Below are 23,106 nucleotides of genomic sequence, written 5' to 3' on the forward strand. Positions count from 1 at the left end.
GGCCTTGACGACGAGTTCCGCGTCATCGTGTCTCCGTGGATCCTTTCCTCGCTGATCACCGATCGCCTTGCCGCTTACTACGAGACGGTCACCAAGCACAACCTCAACTACCGTCGCTACTATCACCAGTTCGACTACTAATAGTTGACCACTCATTTAAGAAGCACCCTGCCCGGGCGCATGCGTCCGGGCATTTTTATGCCGAAATTCGCTAGGAAGGGGATCGAATGAGGCAGTTTATCGTGGCGTCCCATGCTCATTTCGCGTCTGGAATCGTCGAGAGCATCGGCCTGCTTTCCGGTGAGCGCGAAAACGTCCATGCGCTCTCTATGTATGTCGACGGAAACGAGGACCTGTCCAAGGAGGCTGCAGCGATTCTGGACGGCTTTGCCGCGGACGATGAGGTCGTCGTTTGCACCGACCTCTTTGGCGGCAGCGTCAACAACGAGTTCACCAAGATCGTCCAGACGCGTCCCAACACGCACCTCGTGACCAATATGAACTTGCCACTCCTTATTCAGCTGCTGTTCGTACCCGATTCCACTCCGATCGACGAGGCCATTCGCCAGATCGTCGAGGCGGACGACACTAAGGTCAAGTACGTCAACGACCTGCTGGGGCAGGCCGAACTCGATGAGTTTTAATCGTTAGGAGCACATCATGATTCAGATGATTCGTGTAGATTATCGACTGCTTCACGGCCAGGTTGCCGTTAGCTGGACCTCGGCTCTGGGTGCCGACTGCATCCTGTTAGTGAGCGACACGGTCCTCAATGACAAGCTTCGTCTGCAGGCCCTGTCCCTTGCAAAGCCCGAAGGATGCAAGGTCGTCGTCAAAAACACCGAGGATGCTGTCAAGGCGCTCCAGAGCGGTGTGACCGATAAGTACAAACTCTTCGTGGTTTGCGAGACGATTCAGCAGGCCGGTGCCGTCGCCAAGGCGATGGGAGTCAAGAAGATCAACCTCGGCAACGTTGCCTTTAGCGAGAATGCCCGCCAGGTCTCGACGAGCGTGTTCCTCACGCCCGAGAACGAGGCCTACGTGAAGGAGCTGCTCGGCGAGGGCTATGAACTGTTCATTCAGATGATTCCGGCAGATGCGAAGACTGACGCCGCGAAGGTCATCGGTTAGGGGCCGTCATGGTTATCAAGACAATCCTGATTTTCCTTATTGCCCTTTTGGGTTATTCCGAGTGGCTGACGGGCACGAGCTACCTCCAGCGCCCGATCGTGCTCGGACCTCTGGTTGGCCTTGTCATGGGCGACATGGTGACCGGCACGATCATGGGCGCCACGATGGAGCTTGCCATGGTCGGCGCCATCTCGGTCGGCGCCTATAACCCGCCCGATACGATTTCCGGCACTATCCTGGGCGTATCTCTTGCCATGCAGGCCGGCGCGGACGCTTCGGCGGCCCTGACCCTGGGTATTCCTATCGCCACGATCGTCCTGGCGCTCGACACGGCCCTGGGCCAACCGGTCATGCTGCTGCTGGTGCACCGTATCGACAAAAACGTCGAGGACGGAGACACCAAGGCCATCACGCGCAACATGCTCATCGCCGGTTACGCGCAGAGCTGGTGCGGCCTGCTGATTATTCCCCTGGCATTCTTCTTTGGTGCCGATGCTGTTGCCAGCCTGCTCAACATCATTCCCGATTTCGTTCAGACCGGCATGGATGTCGCCGCCGCCTTCTTGCCCGCACTCGGCTTTGCGATGCTGGCGCAGATGATTATGAACAAAACAGTGGCTCCGTTCTTCTTCGCTGGCTTCTTCCTCGTCGCCTACTTTGGCATTAGCACGACGGGCGTGGCGATCTTTGCCGCGATCATCGTCGTCGCGATGACGGTTTTGGGTGATAAGAAAAAAGCGGAGCAGCCCGCAGCGGCAACCGAGGATCCTGCGATTGGGAGTGGGTTCGATGAGTTTTAAGTTTGAGTCTTCTTACGACGGGCTGATTTCCCGCGCAGACCTTAAGAAGCTGTTCTGGCGCTCGATTCCCTATGAGCATTCCTGGAACTACGAGCGTATGGGCCATATCGGCTTTATGTGGGCCCTTATGCCGATCCTTCGCAAGCTGTATCCGCAGGATGCGGACTTTAAGGCCGCCCTTAAGCGCCATATGGAGCTCTATAACGTCACGCCGTACATCTCGACGCTTCCCATGTCCATCGCCGCTGCAATGGAGGAGGTCAACGCTACTGACGATAGCTTTGACACGAGCGCGATCTCTAATGTCAAGCTTGCTTTGATGGGGCCGCTGTCCGGCGTGGGCGATGCTTTCTACTGGGGCACGCTGCGAATTTTGGCAACGGGTGTCGGCACGTCGCTGGCGCTGCAGGGCTCTATTCTTGGCCCGATTTTGTTCCTGCTCGTGTTCAACGTTCCTCACTACATCATCCGTTACCTGCTGACGTTTGTGGGATATCGCTTTGGCTCGGACATGATCAGCAAGGTCCAGGAATCGGGCATTATGGACACGATCGTCAAGATGGCCTCTATCATGGGCGCCATGGTGATCGGTGCTATGACCATGGAGATGGTCACCGTGGACATTCCGCTCATGGTCGGTGCGGGCGATGGTGCTCAGACGCTCGCCGAGCTGCTCAACGGAATCTTCCCGGGCTTTGTCACGATGGGGCTGTTTGGAATTGTCTATCTCATGCTCAAGAAGAAGATGAATCCGCTGCTCATCATGCTTGTGATCCTGCTCGTGAGTATCGCTGGCGCGTTCTTTGGAGTGCTTGGTGTCCAGTAGGGTATCCGTCATAATGAAAACAATGTAAGAGGGGGCGTCGCGCACACTGTGCTGCGGCGCCCTTTTGCCGAAAGGTGGACAAGATGGAGTATCCGCAGCTTGCCGTCATGAATATCAGCCATCGTTATTTTGACCTTGAGGAATTCTTTTCTTCGGCAGCGGCCTCGGGCTATACGTGTTGCGAGCTTTGGACCGGGGCGATGCATCTGTATGTCGATTGCCATGGATACGATTCGCTCGAGCGGGTACGGGAGCTGTCGCAGCGGTATGGGGTTCGGATTGTGGGGCTTTGTCCCGAACAGAACAACCCCAAGCCGTGGAATATCGCGGCGCGCGGGAATGAGGCGCGTGCCCGCACGCTCGCGTACTTTAAGAACGTTGTAGATATCGCGGCGGAACTTGGAGCCGAGCAGGTCATGGTCTCGAGCGGCTGGGCATTTTTGAACGAGCCGATCGAGGACGCGTGGGGTCGCAGCGCCTCGATGCTGCGTGCGATTGCCGAGCATGCGGGAGAGCGCGGCGTGCGACTGGTGCTCGAGGCCCTACAGCCGGTTGAGTCGATGATCGTGAACTCGGCGGCCGATACGAAGCGCATGATCGAGGCAGTTGATCATCCGGCACTTAAGGCGTGTCTGGATTTGGGCGCTATGGCGGTGGCGGGGGATACCATCGACGATTATTTTGATCTGCTTGGCGATGATGTCGCCCACGTGCATTTTGTCGATGTTGCGGCAGATGGCACGACGCATCTTGCTTGGGGTGACGGCGACCGCGATATGCGCGCCGACCTGGATAGGCTGGTGGCGCGCGGCTATCGCGGAGTTGTTTCGGCCGAGACCTATGATTGGCGCTATTTCGCCAATCCCGCGGCAGCCGACGCTCAGGTTATGGCGGAGTACCGACGCGCGATTGGCGCCTAAGTGGGACAGGGCGCCGAGTTGGCGTTTGACGCTTTTTGAGAAACGGGACGTGCTTTCCGCTTGAGGCTTCTGGCGGAAAGCACGTCCCAGAACAGGCGCTCAGAATGGGACACACTTTCCGCTGAGGACCTCAACCGGAAACCGCATCCCAGTTTTTGGCTGGCGGGCGGGACGCGCTTTCCCCTATGTTTCCAAATGAATACGCTATGAGCCGAGGAGGACGATTCTCCCCGCAAACACTCTAGTATGCTAAAGTACCCAGAAGACCGGCGGAGCTATGCCGGTCTTCTGCTCTATATGAAACACAGCATGAGGAGGCTCACCAGATGACGGCCACACCGTGGGGATTCCGGGACATATTGCCCGAGGAGGCTCAGGCGCGCGAGGAGATTGCGCTGACGGTGAAGGGCTGCTTCAGGGAGCATCATTACCTTCCGGTCGAGACGCCGCTGCTCGAGGACAAGGGCTCGCTCGAGGAGGGCGGCCGCATTGCGGACACCCCGTTTAAGCTCTTTGATGACGACGGTCGCCTGCTGGTGGTCCGTCCCGACAACACGCTGCCGATCGTGCGCTTGGTTTCGACCCGCATGCGCGCGGCCGATCTGCCGCTGCGCCTTCGCTACGAGGCACCGGTGGTTCGCGAGTGCCAACGCAATGCCGGTGGCTCGCGTCAGTTTACTCAGCTGGGCCTTGAACTTATCGGTGCGGGCGATGTCGCGGGCGATGTCGAGATCGTCTCGCTGGTGGCGGAGGCTATGCGCAAGCTGGCGCTGCCCGATGCGCGCATTATCGCGGGCAGCGTGCGTCCGTTTAAGGAACTGCTCGCGGCCTGTGAGGATCGCGAACTGGCTGCCGAGGCATTGCGTTGCGTGCACGCCAACGACTTTGTGGGCCTCGATGCCCGTGTGGCGGCAAGCGCCGAGCCCGAGGCCGTCAAGGCCGCCATTAGCGAGCTGCCGCGCTTGCACGGCGGCGCCGAGGTATTCGACCGCGTCGACGCGCTGCTGGCGGCGGCGGGCATCGTCGCGCCGCTGACGCGCGAGATGCGTGCCCTGGTTGATGGTCTGGCTCCCGAGGACGCCCAGGTGCTGTCCTTCGATTTCTCCATCATGAACTCTTTTGATTACTACACGGGCCTGGTTTTTAAGGCCTATGCCGGTGGCCTGCCCGATCCGGTGGGCTCGGGCGGTCGCTACGACTCCATCTTTACCGGTGCGTTCGGCGACGGCATCGAGGTGCCGGCGGCGGGCTTTGCCTTTTCGCTCGAGCGTCTGGAAGCCGCGCGCACCTCGGCCGAGGACGCTGCTTCCGATGGTGACCATGCCGTGGGCCGTGGCGCCGAGGGTCCGCTGCGTATCGCCGTGCCCAAGGGCTCGCTCAAGGCCGATACGCTCGATGTGCTCGAGGCCGCGGGCTTGGACGTCTCTGAGCTGCGCGATCCCGGCCGTCACCTGATCGTGCGTGGTCGCGACACACGTGCCGGCGAGGGCACGGTCGGCGATATCGAATTTGTCATCGTGCGTCCCAGCGACGCGCCCGCTTTTGTGGGCTGCGGCGGTGCCGACTGTGGCATCTGCGGCTGGGACTCGCTTATCGAGGCAGACCTCAACCTGCTGCAGCTGGTCGATCTGGGCTACGGCCTGTGCACCTTTATCGAGGCGGAGCCCGCGTGGCGCGCCGGCCAGGCCGAGCGCAACTATGCCCGCCGTGGGTCGCTTCGCGTGGCCACCAAGTATCCGCGCATCGCGAGTGCCTGGTATGCCGAGCGCGGCGTGAACGCCGACATCGTCTCGCTGCACGGCAACATCGAGCTGGGCCCCATTGTCGGCATGACCGATCGCATCGTGGATATTACCGCCACGGGCGCCACACTGCGCGATAACGACCTGGTCATCACCGGCCGCATCATGGACTGCACGGCCCGCTTCTTCGTCAACCCGGGTGCCGCTCGCTTGGATCAGCGCGTGCGCAATCTGGCCGATCGCCTGGCCGCGGCTGTTAAGGACAAGCATTTTGAGCCCGTTGCGGGCTCGGCACAATAGCGCGAGCACGCACGGGCGCCCCAACGTCCGGGCTGCGGGCCGACTGGCGCCGCCGCCCGGTCTCTCGTTTTTCGAACACAACCTCGACCGATAGGGGATACCGAAATGAAGACCATCAAGCTTGCTCCCGGTGAGCGCCTCGTTACCAACCAGCTCAACCGCAAGGGCGTGCTGCCGCAAAACATCATCGACGCCGCCCGCGATATCGTGGCCAACGTGCGTGCCAACGGCGATGCCGCGGTGCGTGATTACTGTCAGCGTTTTGACGGTGTTGAGCTGCAGGGCTTCCGCCTGCCTCAGGAACAGATCGATGCCGCGCTCGAAGGCCTCGATCCCGCTTTTGTCGTGGCGCTCGAAAAGGCTGCACGCCAGATTCGTGAGTTCCACCAGCGCGAGGTCGAGCAGAGCTGGTTTACCACACGCCCGGACGGCACGATGCTCGGCGTTAAGGTGACCTCGCTCGCGGCGGCCGGCATCTATGTGCCGGGCGGCCGCGCGCAGTATCCCTCCACGGTGCTCATGAATGCCATTCCCGCCAAGGTGGCCGGCGTCAAGCGCGTGGTCATGGTGACCCCGCCGCAAAAAGACGGCCTGATCAGCCCTTACACGCTTGCCGCGGCAAAGCTCGGCGGCGTGGACGAAATCTATATGGTGGGCGGCGCTCAGGCCGTGGCCGCGCTGGCGTACGGTACCGAGACAATTCCGCGTGTCGATAAAATCACCGGCCCGGGCAACGCCTTTGTCGCCGCTGCCAAGCAGATTGTCTCGGGCGATGTGGGCATCGACATGGTCGCCGGTCCCTCCGAGGTCTGCGTGCTGGCCGATGCCACGGCCAAGCCCATGGTAGTCGCGGCCGACCTGATGGCCCAGGCCGAGCACGATCCGCTGGCGGCTTGCTATCTGGTGACCTGCGACGAGCAGTTTGCGCGCGAGGTCGAGGCGGGCATCGACATCCTGGTGGCGCAGTCGCCGCGCGCCGAGATCACACGCGCTTCGCTCGATAACGAAGGCACCATCGTGGTGGCCGCCGACATGGCTGCCGCCGTCGAGGCCGTGAACACCGTGGCGCCCGAGCACCTTGAGCTGCACTGCAAGGACGCGATGGGCCTGCTCGGCGGCATTCGCAACGCCGGCGCCATCTTTGTGGGCGCTTGGAGCTCCGAGCCGCTCGGCGATTATGTTGCCGGCCCCAACCACACGCTGCCGACCGGCGGCACGGCCATGTTCTCCAACCCGCTTTCGGTCGAAGAGTTCGTTAAGCGCTCGAGTGTCATTTGCTATACGCCCGAGGGCCTACTCTCGGACGCTCCCGCTACGCAGCGTTTGGCCGAGGCCGAGGGCCTGTGGGCGCACGCGCTTTCGGCCGCACTGCGTCGCCGCGTGTTGGAGCAGGGCGAGGATGCCGTGAGCGCCGAGTCGCTCGCCGCGGCCGACTTGACCAAGGTTGCCTGGCCGGGCGACGCCGTGGCGACGGTTGCCGAGGGCGTTGACCTGGCGGCTGCGGGCGCAGATGGCGTTGGCCCGACCGGCAAGGAGGCCTAATATGGCCGAACTCACGCCGCGCATGAAGGAGCTCGTCCAGCCCTATCTGGCAGGCATCGAGCCCTACGATCCCAACTTTACGCCCACGCGCATCAACCTTTCGGCAAACGAGAACACCTACCCCGTGCCGGCCGGCGTGCGCGAGGCGATCGACGCGGCCCTGGCTGCCACGCCGCTCAACCGCTACCCCGATCCCATGTCCTGTGACCTGCGCGACGAGCTTGCCGCTTGGCATGGCGTGACGCGCGAGAATATCTGCGTGGGCAACGGCGGTGACGAGCTGCTCTATAACTGCCTGCTGGCGTTTGGCGGCGCGGGGAGGACCCTGCTCAACTGCCCGCCGTGCTTTAGCGAGTATGCGTTCTTTGCGTCTCTGTGCCAGACTGAAGTGCGCGATGTGTGGCGCGACCCGGCGACCTTTGAGCTCGACCAGGCGGCTGTGCTCGCGGCGGCGCCGGAGTGCAACCTGGCAATCGTGACCTCGCCCAACAATCCCACGGGTGACGTTGCTCCGCTCGACTTTGTCGCGGCCCTGTGCGATGCCTGCCCCGGCATGGTGATGGTCGACGAGGCCTACGTGGAGTTTGCCGACGATTCGTTTGGCGCGGCCACCACGGCGCAGGGGCTTATCAGCGAGCATCCCAACCTGGTGATTCTACATACGCTGTCCAAGGCGTTTGGCGCCGCCGGAACGCGTCTGGGCTATGTGATCGCGGCGCCCGAGGTCATCGACGTGTTCGCGGCGATTCGCCAGATCTATTCGGTCAACGTGCTGAGCCAGGCGGCAGCACTTGCCTGCGTGCGTGCCCGTGATGCCTACACGCCCGTGGTGGCGCAGGTCGCATCCGAGCGCGAGCGCGAGCTGGCCGCTCTGCGCGCGATGGCTGCCGAGGGCATGCCCGTGGAGGCATGGCCGAGCGCGGCGAACTTTGTGCTCGTGCGTACGCCGCATGCCACGCGCCTGCGCGAGCGCCTGCGCGACGAGTATTCAATTTTGGTGCGCGACTTTAGCTACGCGCCGGGGCTCGCGGACTGCCTGCGCATTACCGTGGGCACCCCACAGGAAAACGATGAGGTGCTGGCTGCGTTTGCCGCGCTGGTGAAGGAGGAGATGTAGATGGGCCGTTATGCCGAGGTAACCCGTAAGACGGGGGAGACCGATATTGTCGTCAAGCTCGACCTGGATGGAACCGGTGCGTGCGATATCTCGACCGGCGTGCCGTTTTTCGACCACATGCTCAACGCTTTTGGCCGCCATGGTCTGTTCGATCTGACGGTGCACGCAGTGGGCGACGTCGAGGTCGATGCGCATCACACCGTCGAGGACACGGGTATTGTGCTGGGCGAGGCGTTTTGTCAGGCGCTGGGCGACAAGGCGGGCATTACGCGCTTTGCCGACGCGGCGATCGCCATGGACGAGACGCTTGTGATGGCTGCTGTTGATATTTCGGGCCGCGGGCAGGCCTACTGCGAGCTGCCCGTGCCCACCGAGCGCGTGGGCAGCTTTGATACCGAGCTGGCCGTCGAGTTCTTCTACGCCTTCGCGCGCGATGCCAAGCTCACGCTGCACGTTCGCGAACTGGCGGGCGGTAACTCGCATCACATTATCGAGGCCGCCTTTAAGGCCGTGGGCCGCACGATGCGCCACGCCTGCGAGCTCGATCCCCGCGTGCAGGGCATCCCCAGCACCAAGGGCTCGCTGTAACCGCTACAAAGGTAAAACCACTACGAAGGTGCCTGTCCCCTTTGTGGTGGTTTTGGACAAGACGAGGAGGAGGGGTCGCGTGGGCGAACCGAAGATCGTGGTGGTCGACTACCACAAGGGCAACTTGTCGAGCGTCGTGCGCGGGCTTGCGCGCGCCGGTGCCGCCGCCTGTACGTCGGATGATCCGGAGCAGATCCGCGACGCCGACGGCCTGGTCATCCCGGGTGTGGGCGCGTTCTATGACGCGATCGCCTTTATGCGCCAGAGCGGCGAGGCGGACGCGGTGCTCGGTGCCGTTGTCGCCGGAACTCCGCTGCTCGGCATCTGCCTGGGTCTTCAGCTCTTTTTTGAGCGCGGCAACGAGGGCGTGCCTGCGGACGAGGGCGTGGCCGCGGATGGCGGCACCCCCGAGCAGGCCGGTGGTCCCTGGGTCGATGGCCTGGGCATCATGCGTGGCTCGTGCACGCACCTGGAGTCGAGCCGTCTGAAGGTCCCGCACGTGGGCTGGGACCAGGTGCGCATGACGCCCGCCGGTGCGGCCGATCCGTTGCTTGCCGGTTTTGCCGAGGGCGCCAACATGTATTTCACTCACAGCTACGCGGTGGCCGACGACGTCGATGCCGCCGATGTGTTGGCGCGCACGCACTATACACGGAGCTTCCCGTGCATCGTGCGCCACGGCAACGTGTGGGGCTGCCAGTTCCATCCCGAGAAATCCTCTGCGCTGGGTCAGCGCATCCTTAAGAACTTCGTGAGCATCGTCGAGGGGGCCGGCCGATGATTCTGTTTCCCGCAATCGATTTGATCGGCGGCAAGGTCGTGCGCCTGGAGCGCGGCGACCGGAGCCGCTGTAAGGTGTATTCTGACGACCCCGTGGCCGTTGCCCGCTCCTTTGCCGAGCAGGGCGCGAGCTGGGTGCACGTCGTCGACCTGTCCGCTGCCTTTGGCGAGGACGAGGACGCGTGCGCTGCCAACTCGGCAGCGATTAAGGCCATCTGCGGCGTCGACGGTCTGTCCGCGGACGTGGGCGGCGGCGTTCGTTCGCTCGCGCGCATCGACGAGCTGGCCGGCTACGGCGCGCGTCGCATCGCGCTAGGCACGGTGCTCGTGACCGAGCCGGGATTTGCCGAGGTGGCGGCGCAAGGCTTTGGCGAGTTACTGGTGGCAGACATTGCCGCCCGTGACGGCCAGGTCAAGGTGAATGGTTGGCGCGACGGCGCAGGTGTGGCGCTCGACGACGCCGTGGCGCAGCTCACCGAGCTGGGCTTTAAGCATCTGGTGTATACCGACATCGCGCGCGATGGCATGCAGACGGGCATCGACGTGGCGGCGTATCGCCATGTGGCCGAGGTCGCGGGCTTTCCCGTCGTGGCTTCGGGCGGCATCTCGACGCTCGACGATATCCGCGCACTGACCGCGGTGGGCGAGGGCGCTATTGAGGGCGCCATCACCGGTCGCGCGCTCTACGAGGGCAACTTTACGCTGGTACAGGCGTTGGCCGCCGCGCGAGGGGAGGAGTAGCCCATGCTTACCAAACGCGTCATTCCCTGCCTGGACGTTAAGGACGGCCGCGTGGTCAAGGGCGTCAACTTTGTGAGCCTGCGCGATGCGGGCGATCCGGTGGAGCTTGCCCGTGCCTACGATCGCGAGGGTGCGGACGAGGTCGTGTTCCTGGACATCACTGCCACGAGCGACAACCGTGCGACGACCATCGAGATGGCGGCGCATGCGGCCGAGGAGCTCGCCATTCCCTACGCCGTGGGCGGTGGCTTTCGCGACCTTGCGGGCATGCGAACGATGGTGGCGGCCGGTGCCGACAAGGTATCGCTCAACTCTGCCGCTGTGCGCGACCCATCGCTGATCAGCCAAGCTGCCGCGGCGTTTGGCAGCCAGGCCGTGGTCGTGGCGATCGATGCCAAGCGCGTCGGCCTGCCTGGGCAGCCGGATGCCGACAAGTGGGAGGTCTTTATCGCGGGAGGCCGCAATGCCACGGGTATCGACGCGGTGGCGTGGGCCGAGGAGGCGGCTCGCCGCGGCGCCGGCGAGATTCTGCTGACCAGCATGGACCGCGACGGCACCAAGGCCGGCTTTGACCTGGCGCTCACCCGCGCCGTGGCGCGCGCGGTGCCAATCCCCGTCATCGCGAGCGGCGGCGTGGGCACGCTCGAGCATTTCGCCGAGGGCGTGATCGAGGGCGAGGCCGATGCCGTGCTGGCGGCCAGCGTCTTTCACTTTGGAACTTTCAGCATTCGCCAGGTGAAGGAGTATATGGCCAGCCAAGGGATTCCTGTGAGATTGGACTTTTAAATGGAGCAAGTGACAACCGCGGCAGAGCTCAAATATGACGCCTACGGGCTGATTCCTTGTGTGGTTCAGCAGCATGACACCGGTGAGGTGCTTATGGTTGCTTGGATGAACGAGGAATCGGTGGGGCTGACGCTCAAGACCGGGACCACGTGGTTTTGGAGTCGCAGCCGTCAGGAGCTCTGGAACAAGGGCGCGACGAGTGGCAACATGCAGGAGGTCAAGGAGCTCTGGGCCGACTGCGATAGCGATACGCTGCTGGTCAAGGTGGACTCACCGGGCCCGGCCTGCCATACCGGCAACCGTACCTGCTTCTTTAAGCGCGTGGAAGGGGGAGTGCGATGAAAGTCGTGACGCCGTTCGAGGTCGCCGAATGCAACACCGAGCTCCTCCGCGCGGGCGTGCCATGCCGCGTGCACCTGACTGATGCCTGCGGGGCGCAGTCGCTTTGGCTCGAGGCCGAGAAGGAAAGGCTCGATGAGGCCCATGCCGTCATCGTCGAGTTCTTTGAGAAAAAGGGCGCAAAGCCTCGGTTCGATGAGGCCGGTACCTACTTTACGCTGCAGTAACGAGAGGAAATAACCATGGGAGTCAGAACAGCTAACGTGCAGCCGGGAAACATCGGTGAGACGCTGACGGGACTGGCCGAGGTGATTCACAGTCGTCGCGACGCATCGCCGCAGGAGAGCTATACCGCGCGTCTGCTGACCGACGTCGAGGACGAGCTTCTCAAGAAGCTTGCCGAGGAGGCGAGCGAGGTGATCATGGCCTGCAAGGATAACGACCACGATCACATCCGCTACGAGGCCGGCGACCTGATCTACCACCTGCTCGTGACGCTCGAGCGCTACGGCATCACCCTCGACGAACTGGCCGGCGAACTCAACGCCCGCCGCCACTAGTCATTGGGGACGTTCTTAAACGACTAGTTAGGCGAGGGGCGTGGATTCCCATTCGCCGGTGGGGTGGGGGATATCGAAGGCCCGGTAGCCGCAGTCGTAGGCGTGGGCCTGGGCCTCGCGGATGTTCCAGCAGATGTCGCAGGCGCGGTGCGCGTCCGAGCCAAAGGTGATGGGCACCTCGGCATGGGCGAAGCGGCGCAACAGCCCGGTCGCGGGGTAGTAATCGTCGAGCCCCTTGCGCGGTGCGGCGGTCGAGACCTCAACGCGGCGACCCGTATCGTGGGCGCATTCGGCCATCTGCTCCCAAAACGGCGCGGGGTCAAAGTCGGGTGCAAAGCCGTCCTTCGAAAAGCGCATGACCAGGTCGGGATGGGCCATCGCGTCAAAGTTGAGTGAGCTTTCGCAAGCACGGCACCAGTCGTCGACGTAGCACTCCCACACGCCGCGCACGCCTAAGTTTTCCCAAACATGCAAGTTGGTATCGTCGTCGATCCAACCGCAAAGGGAATCGGGTGTATCGGGGCGCGCGACGTCCTCTGTCCCTGCCGTGCCCGCGGCGCCTGCCGCAATATCGCCCGGGTTGCCAATCCAGTGCACGCTGCCCAGACGTACGACGGCGCCCTGGGACCAGTGCTCTACCAAGGGCTCGCAGCCCTCGTACCAATCGCATTCAAAACCGTAGATAAAGGTGAGCTCCGGCGCAATCTGCGCGGCGAGTTTGCGGGCGTCCTCAAAGGCCAAACGATGTGCCGGCAAGTCGCCCTCGACGACCTGCACCTCGCAGTTAGCATCCACACTGGCGGGCAGGGTAAGGTGGTCGGTCGAGACCATGACGCGGCAGCCGGCGGCAGCAGCGGCACGGACGTTGTCCTCGAACGAGGCGTGCCCGTCCGAGAACGAGGTATGAGTATGGCAATCGACCAGCGGGCAGGCGGGCATGGCGACTCCTTTGCATTTGGTGAATCCGCTCCATTGTAATGGTGCAGCTCTCAACACGCCGCGCACGCCGGGTGCCGAAATCGAGTGGAAAGGCGGGGCGGCGCGTGCCGGCGCCGGCGACTACTTGTTTCGTGTCGCCGCTCGTTTGGACTGCACGGTTATAATCGCGTGCCGCACGGCGGTGACGGGACGATAGCGGATCATACGCGGTCCTGACCAGCGCATGACCTCGCGGATCTTCTCGCGCATGGCAGGCCGGTAGCAATGCGAAGGACAGGCCGAGCAAAATGTCTTGGTGCCCATGTGCGGGCAGTGCTCAATGCGCGCGATGGCGTATTTCTGCAGCTCGGCGCATTCAGGGCAGAGCGTAATGGTCCGAAGGCCGAGCTTCACGCGCACGGACTCATCGTTGCCAGCCTGTTCGACCGCATGCCCGCCGCCATGATGCCCGCGGCACCACAGTGCAATCATCTGCGACACCATCTGGGCCTCGCGTGCACGTTTGCGCGCCAGCTCCGGCGTGTCGGCGGTGCGCGCCATTAGCTCAGCCTCCCGTGCTCGACCGAAAGCGAGAAATCGGCAAACGCGCAGGTGCTGGCACGGTGGCTTACGAGCACAATGGTCTTGCCGCGGCGCTTGAGCTCGTCAACGGCCTGCATTACGGCTGCCTCGTTGAGAGCGTCAAGTGCGCTGGTGGGCTCGTCGAGCAAGATGAAAGGCGCGTCGTTGAGGAAGATGCGCGCAAGGCCGATGCGCTGGCGCTCGCCGCCCGAAAGCGAGTCGCCCAGCTCGGCAACGGGCGTGTCGAGACCCTGCGGCAGGCGGTCGATGAGGGCGGTAAGCGAAGCGGAGCGGCAAGCGTCGAGCAGCTCGGCATCGGTGGCGCTGGCGTGCGCAACCAGCAGATTCTCGCGTACGGTGCCGCAGAACAGATGTGTGTCCTGGGTCATATAGGCCTCGTGGCTGCGCAGGCTCGCCGTGTTGATGTGGCGGGCATCGACGCCGCTCACCGTGATGGTGCCAGCTGCGGGGTCCCAAAAACACATGAGCAGCTTAAGCAGCGTCGACTTGCCCGAGCCCGAGCGCCCCATGATGCAGGTCATGGTACCGGGCGCAAAGGTGCAGGTCACGTCGTCGAGGATGAGACTCGCAGCGGTGTCGTTCGCGACCTGCTCTGTGGCGCCCGCACCGCCCGCGTCCACGCCGCCCACATAGCTAAAGCTCACATGCTCGGCTGCGGCGCCGGCAAACTCAACGTTCTGTCCATCGGCGACCTCGGCGCACTGGGGCTGCTCGTCGAGCAAATCGAGCACGCGTGCGCCCGAGGCGAGCGTCTCCTGCAGTGAGGCGCCCAGGCGGCTCACGGCCATCACCGAGCCAAACGACGACACAAAGGTAAAGACGGCGACAAACGCTGCGGCAAAGTCAATCGTTCCCGCAGCCACCAGCTGCAGCGCACGCCCGAGCATCACCAGATTAGCCACAAGAATAAGCGCATCGGCTACGGCCTCGCTGACCGCCTGGCGGCGCTTGAGGCGCGCGTCCACGGCGCCGACTTGCTCGGTCAGCTTGCCCAGGGCACGGCTGCGATCGGTGCCACCGGCAAACTGGATGGTCTCGCCCGCGCCGCGCAGACTGTCGAGTACAAAGGCGCCCAGCTTACCGGCGCCCTCGCGGCTCTGGCGGCCGGTGGTGCCGCATGCCTTGGCCGAGGTCAGGGGCAGCAGCACGCCCAGGACCGCGTAGGCCACGAGCGCGATGCCCGCGAGCTCGGGGCTCACAGCCAGCAAAAAGCCCTCAAACACAACGGTGCAGACCAGAGCTATGGCAATGGGCGAGATGGTGTGCGCGTAGAAGACCTCGAGCAGCTCGATATCCGAGGTGACCAGGCTCACGAGCTCGCCCTTGCCGCGGCCCTCGAGCTTGGCGGGGGCGAGCTGGCGCAGGGCGCCAAACACCAGGTCGCGAATGTGTGCGAGCAGACGGAATGCGATGTAATGGTTGCAGAGCTGCTCGCCGTAGTGGAGCGGCCCGCGCGCGATGCCGCAGGCGGCGCAGGCCGCGCATGCTGCGATAAGACCAAGCCCCAAGGCGTTGCGGCCCAGCGCGGCCATAAGGCCAAGGGCGCCAAAGGCCGGCACGAACGCGGCGGTGAGCATGCCGATGCTGCCCAGCGCGACGGCTAGCACAAGCCAGCCGGCAAGCGGTCGGACGAGCCCCATCATGCGCCACATGATGGACGGCGCCGAGCGACGGGCGCGGCCGGAGTCAGGCGCCGCGGCAGCGGAAGACGAACTAGTACCGTTGAGGCCATCGGCACAGGCGGCGCTGCCGTCAACAGCCTCAACCGCGCCGGCATCCTCAGCATCACCCTCTGCATACGCATATGCCGAGAGCTGCTTCTGGCTGTTCCACATGCGCGCATAGGCGCCCGCGGCGGCCAAGAGCTCGCCGTGAGTCCCGTGCTCGGCAATGCGGCCGCGTTCCAGCACCAGGATCTGATCGGCGTCCACGATCGTCGACAGGCGGTGTGCCACCACAATTACAGTGTGCCCGCCGGCAAGCGACGCGATGACCTCGCCGATCGCGGCCTCGCTTGCGGCATCGACGTTGCTCGTAGCCTCGTCAAACACATAGATCGGCGAGTCGTGCAGCAGGGCGCGGGCCATGCACACGCGCTGGCGCTGACCGCCCGAAAGGTTGGTGCCGCCCTCGTTAATCACCATGTCGAGCCCGCCGTTGGCCTGCACAAAGGCCGCCACGCGCGTGCGGTCGAGTGCGCGCAAAAGCTCGGTATCGGTGGCGCTGGGCTGGGCGAGCAGCAGGTTGTCGCGCAGGGTGCCGGCAAACAGGTAACCGTTGATGGGCACCAGGGTGACGGCGCGCATGAGTGAGGCGGCCGTGGCGTCGCGCAGCTCGACGCCGCCGATGCGAACGCTGCCACGGTAGGCACCCTTGCGGCCCGCGATGATCCCCGCGAGCGTGGACTTGCCGCCGCCACTTTCGCCCACGAGTGCCACGAGCGAGCCGTGCGCAATGGTCGCGCTGGCGCTGTCCAGCACCGTGCGGTCGCCGTATGCATAACTCACGCCCGCGAGCTCGACATCGCCGCGACCGTCAAGCTCGACATCGCCGCGCTCGGGCTCGGGCGTATCCAAAATGCCAAACATGCGGCGCGAGGCGGCCATGCCGTTCATGGCCGTGTGGAACAGCGATCCCAGGCGGCGCATTGGCAAAAAGAACTCCTGCGACAGAAAGACGATGAGAAAGGCCGCCTCAAAGCCAATCTTGCCCGTGGCGAGCTGCAGCGCGGTTACGATAATGCCGAGCGCGGCGCCCATGTAGACGACCAGGTCCATAACGCAAATGGAACGCTGCTGCATCACCAGCAGGCGCATGGTCGCTGCGCGGAAACGCTCGGACTCGGCGTTGATACGCTCGTGCCAACTGCGATCGGCCTGGTAGACCTTAAGGGTAGTGAGACCCTGCACGGCTTCCAGGAACATGCCGCCAAGATCGACATAGCTGCCCCAGTACTCGGCACCGATCTTTTTGGCGTTGCGCATGACCATCATAATGGAGACGGGAATGACCGGAACGCAGGCGAGCAGCAGCGCGGCGGGAAAACCCGCCTGGCCCACGAGCAGCACAAACAGCGTGATGGGCGCCAAGCCGGCAAAGAAGAGCTGCGGCAGGTAGCCGCCAAAGTACACCTGGAGTTGCGTGGCGCCCTCGACGCTGGTCTGGACGGCCTCGGCGGTGGGGACGGTCTCGGTGTAGGAGGGGCCGAGTGCGGTGAGCTTGTCGTAGACGAGTGAGCGCACGCGGCGGACGGCCTCGAACGCGGCCTTGTCGCCGGCGCGTTGGGCCAGGTAGATGGAGGCGGCGCGCACGATGATGGCGGCGGCGAGCGGCAAGGCCGCCTGTGCGAGGGCATCGACGGCGAGTGCGGCGGAAAGGCCGTCCGTGACGATGCCGCCCAAGATGCGCGCAAGCACCCACATCACCGTGATGTTTGCCATGAGCGCGATCCACTTAAACAGGACGCTTGCCATAATGTAGGGCGTTGCCTGCGGAACCAGGGAGAAGAGCCGCTTCTCGAACATGAAACCTCCTATGCCGTAACGGTGCCGGGTGGGGTCCTCGGCAGCCGCTTAGTTAGCCAAATGCAACTAGAGTAACATCGTGCAGCGGGTAAGTATGCCGAGGGTAATTTTTGGTCGATGAACTGCGTAGAAAGTCCAAAATTGTTGAGTGCGGCGAACTTTGTGGTGGACGGAGTGCGGGCGCAATTCTGATCGTGTGCGGCCTCGCTCCAAAACGTGTACGTCAGCCTCCAAAACCGACAAAAAATGACATGTTTGGAGGCTGACGTACACGTTTAGATAGGGGCGAGGGCGGCGACGGACGAAAGTCACGCCTGCGCCACGTCCGATGTGCTAGCGTTTGGGTGAACAAAACGAGCCCGCGCTGAAAGGATCCGGACCGTATGCAATGCGATAGCACATCCCCGCTGTCTCGCGAGACCGATGCGCCCGAAACTATCGTCAAGCTGGAGTGCGACATCGATGACGCGTCGCCCGAGGTGCTCGCCTACGCCGCTGACCGCCTGCGCGAGGCCGGCGCCCGCGAGGTGCACTGGCTGTCCCTCTACTGCAAAAAGGGCCGCCCCGGATGGCAGTTGCAGGTGATCTGCTCGCACGAGGATATCGAGCGCCTACAGACGATTATCTTTTTGGAGACCACGACCAACGCCGTTCGTCGCCAGGTGATGGAACGCGTCTGCCTGCCGCGTCGTTTTGAGCAGGTAGCGACGCCTTGGGGCGAGGTGGCCGTCAAAGTAGCCACCCTGCCCGACGGCAGTGAGCGTGCGGCGCCCGAGTACGAGGACTGCGCCCGTCTTGCCCGCGAGCATAATGTGCCGCTCCAGCGCGTGATGCAGGCGGCACAAGCCCCAGCACTGCGATTTGAATAGCGCGGCCGGCGACATCCCGCGCCCAGCCCCATCAACCCCACACCGAAAGGACTCCCCATGAAATACCTCATCGCTTCCGACATTCACGGCTCGGCATACTGGACCGAGCGCCTGGTCGCCGCCATCGAATCCGAGCAGCCCGACCGCATCGTGCTGCTGGGCGACCTGCTCTACCACGGCCCGCGCAACGACCTGCCGCGCGACTACGCTCCCAAGCGCGTGATTCCGCTGCTCAACGCCCTGGCCGACCGCATCATCGCGGTGCGCGGCAACTGCGACGCCGAGGTCGACCAGATGGTCCTCGACTTCCCCGTCATGGCCGACTACGCCACGCTGTTCGACGAGACCGGCCGCGAGCTGTTCCTGACGCATGGCCACGTCTTTGGCGCTGGCATGCATAACAGCGTTGATCACGCGCCCGCGCTGCCCGAGGGCTCCGCGCTCGTCTACGGCCACACGCACATCAAGGTTAACGAGGCAAGCGAGGCGCACCCGGGCCTGTGGCTCTTCAACCCCGGCAGCGTGAGCATTCCCAAGGACGGTACGCACAGCTATGGCATCTACGAGGACGGCGCGTTCCGTCACGTGATCCTGGAGGAGGAATAACCATGGCAGAGCAGCTGGCTCAGCAAAATGCCGAGGGCTCGCGCGACCTGTCCACGCTGGTAGACGCGTCGGCCGAGCTGCAGCATCTGGTGCAGACCATCTGGCGCCTGCGTCAGCCCGACGGCTGCCCGTGGGACCGCGAGCAGACGCACCGCAGCATTGGCAAGAACATGATCGAGGAAGCCTACGAGGCGCTCGACTGCATCGAGGCCGACGACGCGGCACACCTGCGCGAGGAGTTGGGCGACGTGCTCATGCAGGTCGTACTGCATGCGCAGATTGCGGCGGATGCCGGCGAGTTTTCGCTGGCCGATGTGGCGCGCGATATCGACGCCAAGCTCATCCGTCGTCACCCGCACGTGTTTGGCGATGCGGATGCCGACAACTCCGACGAGGTGCTCAAGATTTGGGACGAGGTCAAGCTTGCCGAGAAGGCCGCCAAAGACCAGGCCGTGGCGGCAGTCGGGGCCGCACCCGAGGGTCTGCTCGACGGTGTGCCCACGCACCTGCCGGCGCTGATGCAGGCTCAGAAGGTGTCGCGCAAGGCGGCTGCCGTGGGCTTTGAGTGGGAGACGGTCCAGGACGTGTGGGACGAGGTTGCCGAGGAGCGTGCCGAGTTTGAGGCCGAGGCTCCCGGTTCTCCCGAGCGCGAGATGGAGTTTGGCGACCTGCTCTTTGCCCTGGTCAACGTTGCGCGCAAGGAGGGAATTGACGCCGAGAGCGCCCTGCGTGCCAGTGCGGCAAAGTTCCGCCGCCGCTGGGCCGCGATGGAGCAGATGGCGGCCGACGCCCACGTGGATCTGGCCGAGCTTTCGACCCACGGCCTCAATGACCTCTGGGATGCCGCAAAGGCAGAGGAGTAAGACTGCGGGGGCGACGGGACGGACTTGTCCCATCGCCCCTATTATTTTTAAAAAGATTGTATCCCTTGTCTAACTTAGGGCATAATGCAAAAAGTGCGATAAGGCTAACTTATGAACCTGCGCGCCGCTGTAGCGTGCAAGCCGTGTCGCCAAGCATTCAACCCGTTTCCAAGTGAGAGGGAGACAACATGAGCGATATTTTGGACGTCTACGGTCGCGAGGTGCTCGACAGCCGCGGCAATCCCACCGTCGAGGTCGAGGTCGTGCTCGAGGACGGCAGCTTTGGCCGCGCAATGGTGCCTTCGGGTGCTTCGACCGGCGCCTTTGAGGCATGTGAGCTGCGCGACGGCGACAAGGGCCGCTATCTGGGCAAGGGCGTTTCGCAGGCCGTCGAGCACGTCAATAACGAGTGCGCTAACGCCGTCGTGGGCCTCGACGCCTTCGACCAGCGCGCCGTCGATGCCGCGCTGATTGCCGCGGACGGTACCCCCAACAAGACCAAGCTCGGTGCCAACGCCATCCTGGGCGTGTCGCTGGCCGTCGCCCGCGCCGCTGCCGAGTCGGCGGGCCTGTCGCTGTACCAGTACCTGGGCGGCGTCAACGCCCACCTGCTGCCCACGCCTATGATGAATATCCTCAACGGTGGCGTCCATGCCGACAATAACGTTGACTTCCAGGAGTTCATGATCATGCCGGTGGGCGCCCCGAGCTTTGCCGAGGGCCTGCGTTGGTGCGCCGAGGTCTACCACACCCTCAAGGGCGTGCTGCACGAGGCCGGCCTGGGCGGCGGCGTGGGCGACGAGGGCGGCTTTGCGCCCAACCTCAAGACCAATGCCGAGCCGTTCGAGTACATCACCAAGGCCGTGGAGAAGGCCGGCTTTAAGCCCGGCGTCGACTTCATGTACGCCATGGACCCGGCCTCGACCGAGTTCTACAACGCCGAGACCGGCATGTACGAGCTCAAGGGCGAGGGCGTGGAGTACACGAGCGCCCAGATGGTTGATTACTGGGAAAAGCTCGTCGACACCTATCCCATCATCTCCATCGAGGACGGCATGGCCGAGGAGGACTGGGACGGCTGGGTTGAGCTCACCCGTCGCATTGGCAACAAGGTGCAGCTGGTGGGCGACGACCTGTTCGTCACCAACACCGAGCGCCTTAAGAAGGGCATCGAGCTGGGTGCCGCCAACGCGATCCTGGTCAAGGTCAACCAGATCGGCACACTCACCGAGTCGCTCGAGGCCATCGAGACCGCCAAGGAGGCCGGCTATGCTTGCATCGTGAGCCACCGCTCCGGCGAGACTGAGGACTCCACGATTGCCGACCTGGTCGTGGGCGTCAACGCCGGCCAGATCAAGTCGGGCGCCCCGTGCCGCAGCGACCGTATCGCCAAGTACAACCAGCTCATCCGCATCGAGGACGAGCTCGAGGGCAGCGCGCGCTATGCCGGCAAGACCGCGTTCTACAACATTCGCTAAACGGGCGAATTTGGCGAGGGGGAGGCTGACTCGGTTCCGTCCCGCCTTGACTGGATGCTGCAAAGCGCCATGGGCGCTGGGCCATACGGCTCAGCGCCTTTTTTATGTCGAGCAAAGGCTGGCGAAGGCGGTGCGGGCGCTCGTGCTATAACTAAAGGACTTAGCGCAAACAAACCTCAACCGCACAAGGCGCACATGGATCAGATTTACGACAACAGGTACTATTCCGCCGGTTCGCGCGAGCCGTCGCCTCGCCGTGCGCGCACGGTGCAGCTCGGTGGGTCCGCCTACGCCGGCGTCGACCGCCCCGCGCAGCGCCCGACAAGTACCTCGCGCCCCAATGCCCAATCAAATACTTTGGCAGATGGACCAGTGCGCCCGGCACGTTCGTCGCATGCATCGCGTCCCTCGACTCAGGCACACGACAAATCGAGCAGACCCTCGAGCCGTCTTTCGGGCTCGGACTTTATGCATTACGCCAACGACAACGCGGTGGTCAAGGCAATCTATGACTTTACGCATGGCTCTCTGCGTCCGCTGTTTATCGGTATCGTGGTGGCGCTGGCGCTCGTGAGCCTGTATTTCCCCGTGCGCGACCTGTACGTTGCAAAACGCTCGAACGACATCTTGGCCAAGCAGGTCGAGATTCGCGAGCAATACAGAGATGAGATGAAAAAAGACACTGACAAGTGGCTCTCGGAAGAGGGCATTAAGGATCGGGCACGGGAACTGGGCATGGTGATGCCCGGCGAAAAGAGGATTGAAGTACAGGGTCTGGACGAGGATTCGGATTCGTCGTCGAGCAAAAAGTCCTCAAACGCCAAGAAGGCCAGCGAAGTGGCCAAGGAGATTGAGGAAGTCGGCAAGGACGCGCCGTGGTACATTCAGACGCTCGACATGCTGTTTGGATTTAACGGCGTCGAGGGTCAGACGGTCGCGTCCAGCGGCGAGTAGGCGAGTAGCGCCCGGAGGGGAGCCCGCAATGACAAATTGCAAACGATATAAGGTGGCCGCGATCGACTTGGGAACGGTGTCGTCGCGACTAGTGCTAGCGCAGGTCGAGGGCGGGGCGATCGTGGAATCGTCCAAGCATACCGAGATCACCGACTTGGGCGAGGGCGTGGACGCGACGGGGCGCTTTTGCGAGGCAGCTGTCGAGCGTGTGCTCGCTGCGTGCCGCATGTTTGTGGACGAGGCCCGTGCCTTTGGGGCCGTGTGCGTCTGCACCACGTGCACGAGTGCCGCGCGCGATGCGTCCAATGCCGCGCTGCTGCTGGACGGCCTGCGCGAGTTGGGGCTCAAACCACAGGTGATTCCGGGCGAGGTCGAGGCGCGCCTGACATTTTTTGGCGTGGCGCACGACTTTGCCGGCGAGCGCATCATCGTCGCGGATTCGGGCGGCGGCTCCACGGAGCTCGCGACGGGCGTATACGCTCCGGAGCGCAGCGTCTTTGCGCTGGAGGGAACGCGCTCGCTGGACATCGGTTGCCGTCGCGTGACGGAGCGCTTTTTCTCCGCGTTGCCGCCCGCGGATGGCGAACTTGCTGCCGCTGCCGCGTGGGCAGGCGATCAGTTCGCCGCCTATTTTGAGGGCCTGCCTGTCGACTTTGAGCGCGCCGAACGCTTAGTCGCGGTGGGCGGCACGGTGACTACGCTGGTGGCTCTGGTCCACGAGCTGGAACCGTACGATTCGAGCTTTGTGCACCTACGCGAGCTGTCGCTGGAGCAGGTCTCGGCCGCTATCGAGCGCATGTCTGTGTTGGACGCGGAAGGCATCGCCGCGCTACCGGGTGTACAGCCCAAACGCGCGGGCGTGATCTTGGCTGGTGCCGTGGTGATTCGCGAGCTTATGCGAGCCGGCGGCTACGACACGCTCACCGTAAGCGAGAACAGCCTGCTTGCCGGCATGGCCGCCACCATTAACGAGGTTCTCGACGGCGAGCTACCCACCATCGGCTGGACCCCGAGCCTCAGCACCCTTTAACCATTCCCTCATAAGTTGCGGTGAAATACGGACTAAAAATCGCCAAACGGGGGTGCGGACGATTTCTTGGACCGCGCCTAGGCGTATCC

Annotated in this window: 24 protein-coding genes; 21 read left to right on the plus strand and 3 right to left on the minus strand. The window is 63.6% G+C overall.

The window, feature by feature from the left end; genetic code table 11:
• Window positions 1-227: 227 nt before the first annotated feature.
• The 15 genes from DWZ52_RS08320 (at window position 228) to hisE (ending at window position 12,172) form a co-directional block, all read left to right on the plus strand.
• On the plus strand, window positions 228-644 hold the full coding sequence (locus DWZ52_RS08320; RefSeq protein ID WP_117564884.1) for a PTS sugar transporter subunit IIA: 417 nt from the start codon (window positions 228-230) through the stop codon (window positions 642-644).
• Between the two features lie 16 nt (window positions 645-660).
• Window positions 661-1,131: a PTS sugar transporter subunit IIB gene (locus tag DWZ52_RS08325; protein WP_117564885.1), complete on the plus strand. Its 471-nt coding sequence runs from the start codon at window positions 661-663 to the stop codon at window positions 1,129-1,131.
• An 8-nt stretch (window positions 1,132-1,139) separates the two neighbouring features.
• Window positions 1,140-1,931 carry a PTS sugar transporter subunit IIC gene (locus DWZ52_RS08330; RefSeq protein ID WP_117564886.1) on the plus strand — a complete coding sequence of 264 codons (792 nt, stop codon included), beginning with the start codon at window positions 1,140-1,142 and terminating at the stop codon, window positions 1,929-1,931.
• Window positions 1,921-2,757 (plus strand): PTS system mannose/fructose/sorbose family transporter subunit IID, encoded by an 837-nt coding sequence (locus tag DWZ52_RS08335; RefSeq protein ID WP_117564887.1) that lies wholly within the window; start codon window positions 1,921-1,923, stop codon window positions 2,755-2,757. The genes DWZ52_RS08330 and DWZ52_RS08335 overlap by 11 nt, the downstream gene beginning before the upstream one ends.
• Before the next feature lie 83 nt (window positions 2,758-2,840).
• On the plus strand, window positions 2,841-3,677 hold the full coding sequence (locus tag DWZ52_RS08340; RefSeq protein ID WP_117564888.1) for a sugar phosphate isomerase/epimerase: 837 nt from the start codon (window positions 2,841-2,843) through the stop codon (window positions 3,675-3,677).
• Between the two features lie 326 nt (window positions 3,678-4,003).
• Window positions 4,004-5,719: an ATP phosphoribosyltransferase gene (hisG, locus tag DWZ52_RS08345; RefSeq protein WP_118385320.1), complete on the plus strand. Its 1,716-nt coding sequence runs from the start codon at window positions 4,004-4,006 to the stop codon at window positions 5,717-5,719.
• A 105-nt stretch (window positions 5,720-5,824) separates the two neighbouring features.
• Complete coding sequence (hisD, locus tag DWZ52_RS08350; protein WP_118226840.1) at window positions 5,825-7,261, plus strand: histidinol dehydrogenase; 1,437 nt, start codon at window positions 5,825-5,827, stop codon at window positions 7,259-7,261.
• Window position 7,262: 1 nt separating this feature from the next.
• Window positions 7,263-8,378, plus strand: coding sequence for a histidinol-phosphate transaminase (gene hisC / locus DWZ52_RS08355; protein WP_199579203.1), 1,116 nt, complete (start codon window positions 7,263-7,265; stop codon window positions 8,376-8,378).
• Entirely contained in the window at window positions 8,379-8,966 is a 588-nt protein-coding gene (hisB, locus tag DWZ52_RS08360; RefSeq protein ID WP_118385322.1) for an imidazoleglycerol-phosphate dehydratase HisB, read from the plus strand.
• 79 nt (window positions 8,967-9,045) lie between these two features.
• Window positions 9,046-9,747: an imidazole glycerol phosphate synthase subunit HisH gene (hisH, locus tag DWZ52_RS08365; RefSeq protein ID WP_118385323.1), complete on the plus strand. Its 702-nt coding sequence runs from the start codon at window positions 9,046-9,048 to the stop codon at window positions 9,745-9,747.
• On the plus strand, window positions 9,744-10,487 hold the full coding sequence (locus DWZ52_RS08370; protein WP_118385324.1) for a HisA/HisF-related TIM barrel protein: 744 nt from the start codon (window positions 9,744-9,746) through the stop codon (window positions 10,485-10,487). Before hisH ends, DWZ52_RS08370 begins: the two co-directional genes overlap by 4 nt.
• Window positions 10,488-10,490: 3 nt before the next feature.
• Window positions 10,491-11,273: an imidazole glycerol phosphate synthase subunit HisF gene (hisF, locus tag DWZ52_RS08375; RefSeq protein ID WP_118385325.1), complete on the plus strand. Its 783-nt coding sequence runs from the start codon at window positions 10,491-10,493 to the stop codon at window positions 11,271-11,273.
• Window positions 11,274-11,615, plus strand: a complete 342-nt coding sequence (gene hisI, locus DWZ52_RS08380; protein ID WP_118385326.1) for a phosphoribosyl-AMP cyclohydrolase — start codon at window positions 11,274-11,276, stop codon at window positions 11,613-11,615.
• Window positions 11,612-11,839, plus strand: a complete 228-nt coding sequence (locus DWZ52_RS08385; protein ID WP_089573590.1) for a hypothetical protein — start codon at window positions 11,612-11,614, stop codon at window positions 11,837-11,839. The genes hisI and DWZ52_RS08385 overlap by 4 nt, the downstream gene beginning before the upstream one ends.
• A gap of 15 nt (window positions 11,840-11,854) precedes the next feature.
• Complete coding sequence (gene hisE / locus DWZ52_RS08390; protein WP_117646209.1) at window positions 11,855-12,172, plus strand: phosphoribosyl-ATP diphosphatase; 318 nt, start codon at window positions 11,855-11,857, stop codon at window positions 12,170-12,172.
• Between the two features lie 27 nt (window positions 12,173-12,199).
• On the opposite strand, the gene DWZ52_RS08395 is transcribed toward hisE, so the two are convergent.
• The 3 genes from DWZ52_RS08395 to DWZ52_RS08405 all read right to left on the minus strand — a co-directional run bounded on the left by DWZ52_RS08395 (window position 12,200) and on the right by DWZ52_RS08405 (window position 17,217).
• Window positions 12,200-13,111, minus strand: a complete 912-nt coding sequence (locus tag DWZ52_RS08395; RefSeq protein ID WP_117646210.1) for a PHP domain-containing protein — start codon at window positions 13,109-13,111, stop codon at window positions 12,200-12,202.
• 120 nt (window positions 13,112-13,231) lie between these two features.
• Window positions 13,232-13,651: a nitrous oxide-stimulated promoter family protein gene (locus tag DWZ52_RS08400; protein ID WP_117843655.1), complete on the minus strand. Its 420-nt coding sequence runs from the start codon at window positions 13,649-13,651 to the stop codon at window positions 13,232-13,234.
• Window positions 13,651-17,217, minus strand: a complete 3,567-nt coding sequence (locus DWZ52_RS08405) for an ATP-binding cassette domain-containing protein (RefSeq protein ID WP_118385327.1) — start codon at window positions 17,215-17,217, stop codon at window positions 13,651-13,653. Before DWZ52_RS08405 ends, DWZ52_RS08400 begins: the two co-directional genes overlap by 1 nt.
• A 383-nt stretch (window positions 17,218-17,600) precedes the next feature.
• Between DWZ52_RS08405 and larC the strand changes: the two genes are divergently transcribed.
• The 6 genes from larC (at window position 17,601) to DWZ52_RS08435 (ending at window position 23,017) form a co-directional block, all read left to right on the plus strand.
• The gene (larC, locus tag DWZ52_RS08410) at window positions 17,601-18,086 is read left to right on the plus strand and encodes a nickel insertion protein (RefSeq protein WP_118385328.1); all 486 of its coding nucleotides are present in this window, start codon (window positions 17,601-17,603) and stop codon (window positions 18,084-18,086) included.
• A 57-nt stretch (window positions 18,087-18,143) separates the two neighbouring features.
• On the plus strand, window positions 18,144-18,692 hold the full coding sequence (gene yfcE, locus DWZ52_RS08415) for a phosphodiesterase (RefSeq protein ID WP_117646212.1): 549 nt from the start codon (window positions 18,144-18,146) through the stop codon (window positions 18,690-18,692).
• Window positions 18,693-18,694: 2 nt separating this feature from the next.
• Window positions 18,695-19,555 carry a nucleoside triphosphate pyrophosphohydrolase gene (mazG, locus tag DWZ52_RS08420; RefSeq protein ID WP_118385329.1) on the plus strand — a complete coding sequence of 287 codons (861 nt, stop codon included), beginning with the start codon at window positions 18,695-18,697 and terminating at the stop codon, window positions 19,553-19,555.
• Between the two features lie 188 nt (window positions 19,556-19,743).
• Window positions 19,744-21,033, plus strand: coding sequence for a phosphopyruvate hydratase (gene eno / locus DWZ52_RS08425; protein ID WP_118377254.1), 1,290 nt, complete (start codon window positions 19,744-19,746; stop codon window positions 21,031-21,033).
• 195 nt (window positions 21,034-21,228) lie between these two features.
• The gene (locus tag DWZ52_RS10155) at window positions 21,229-21,987 is read left to right on the plus strand and encodes a septum formation initiator family protein (protein ID WP_233547294.1); all 759 of its coding nucleotides are present in this window, start codon (window positions 21,229-21,231) and stop codon (window positions 21,985-21,987) included.
• 28 nt (window positions 21,988-22,015) lie between these two features.
• Window positions 22,016-23,017 carry a hypothetical protein gene (locus tag DWZ52_RS08435; protein ID WP_118259888.1) on the plus strand — a complete coding sequence of 334 codons (1,002 nt, stop codon included), beginning with the start codon at window positions 22,016-22,018 and terminating at the stop codon, window positions 23,015-23,017.
• Window positions 23,018-23,106 lie beyond the last annotated feature (89 nt).

The sequence above is a fragment of the Collinsella sp. AF33-16 genome (genome assembly GCF_003475325.1).
Taxonomy (GTDB): domain Bacteria; phylum Actinomycetota; class Coriobacteriia; order Coriobacteriales; family Coriobacteriaceae; genus Collinsella.

Coding starts and splice junctions, on each gene's coding strand:
- DWZ52_RS08320 (WP_117564884.1), top strand. CDS start 228: ATGAGGCAGTTTATCGTGGCGTCCCATGCTCATTTCGCGTCTGGAATC.
- DWZ52_RS08325 (WP_117564885.1), top strand. CDS start 661: ATGATTCAGATGATTCGTGTAGATTATCGACTGCTTCACGGCCAGGTT.
- DWZ52_RS08330 (WP_117564886.1), top strand. CDS start 1,140: ATGGTTATCAAGACAATCCTGATTTTCCTTATTGCCCTTTTGGGTTAT.
- DWZ52_RS08335 (WP_117564887.1), top strand. CDS start 1,921: ATGAGTTTTAAGTTTGAGTCTTCTTACGACGGGCTGATTTCCCGCGCA.
- DWZ52_RS08340 (WP_117564888.1), top strand. CDS start 2,841: ATGGAGTATCCGCAGCTTGCCGTCATGAATATCAGCCATCGTTATTTT.
- hisG (WP_118385320.1), top strand. CDS start 4,004: ATGACGGCCACACCGTGGGGATTCCGGGACATATTGCCCGAGGAGGCT.
- hisD (WP_118226840.1), top strand. CDS start 5,825: ATGAAGACCATCAAGCTTGCTCCCGGTGAGCGCCTCGTTACCAACCAG.
- hisC (WP_199579203.1), top strand. CDS start 7,263: ATGGCCGAACTCACGCCGCGCATGAAGGAGCTCGTCCAGCCCTATCTG.
- hisB (WP_118385322.1), top strand. CDS start 8,379: ATGGGCCGTTATGCCGAGGTAACCCGTAAGACGGGGGAGACCGATATT.
- DWZ52_RS08370 (WP_118385324.1), top strand. CDS start 9,744: ATGATTCTGTTTCCCGCAATCGATTTGATCGGCGGCAAGGTCGTGCGC.
- hisF (WP_118385325.1), top strand. CDS start 10,491: ATGCTTACCAAACGCGTCATTCCCTGCCTGGACGTTAAGGACGGCCGC.
- hisI (WP_118385326.1), top strand. CDS start 11,274: ATGGAGCAAGTGACAACCGCGGCAGAGCTCAAATATGACGCCTACGGG.
- DWZ52_RS08385 (WP_089573590.1), top strand. CDS start 11,612: ATGAAAGTCGTGACGCCGTTCGAGGTCGCCGAATGCAACACCGAGCTC.
- hisE (WP_117646209.1), top strand. CDS start 11,855: ATGGGAGTCAGAACAGCTAACGTGCAGCCGGGAAACATCGGTGAGACG.
- DWZ52_RS08395 (WP_117646210.1), bottom strand. CDS start 13,111: ATGCCCGCCTGCCCGCTGGTCGATTGCCATACTCATACCTCGTTCTCG.
- DWZ52_RS08400 (WP_117843655.1), bottom strand. CDS start 13,651: ATGGCGCGCACCGCCGACACGCCGGAGCTGGCGCGCAAACGTGCACGC.
- DWZ52_RS08405 (WP_118385327.1), bottom strand. CDS start 17,217: ATGTTCGAGAAGCGGCTCTTCTCCCTGGTTCCGCAGGCAACGCCCTAC.
- larC (WP_118385328.1), top strand. CDS start 17,601: ATGCAATGCGATAGCACATCCCCGCTGTCTCGCGAGACCGATGCGCCC.
- yfcE (WP_117646212.1), top strand. CDS start 18,144: ATGAAATACCTCATCGCTTCCGACATTCACGGCTCGGCATACTGGACC.
- mazG (WP_118385329.1), top strand. CDS start 18,695: ATGGCAGAGCAGCTGGCTCAGCAAAATGCCGAGGGCTCGCGCGACCTG.
- eno (WP_118377254.1), top strand. CDS start 19,744: ATGAGCGATATTTTGGACGTCTACGGTCGCGAGGTGCTCGACAGCCGC.
- DWZ52_RS10155 (WP_233547294.1), top strand. CDS start 21,229: ATGGATCAGATTTACGACAACAGGTACTATTCCGCCGGTTCGCGCGAG.
- DWZ52_RS08435 (WP_118259888.1), top strand. CDS start 22,016: ATGACAAATTGCAAACGATATAAGGTGGCCGCGATCGACTTGGGAACG.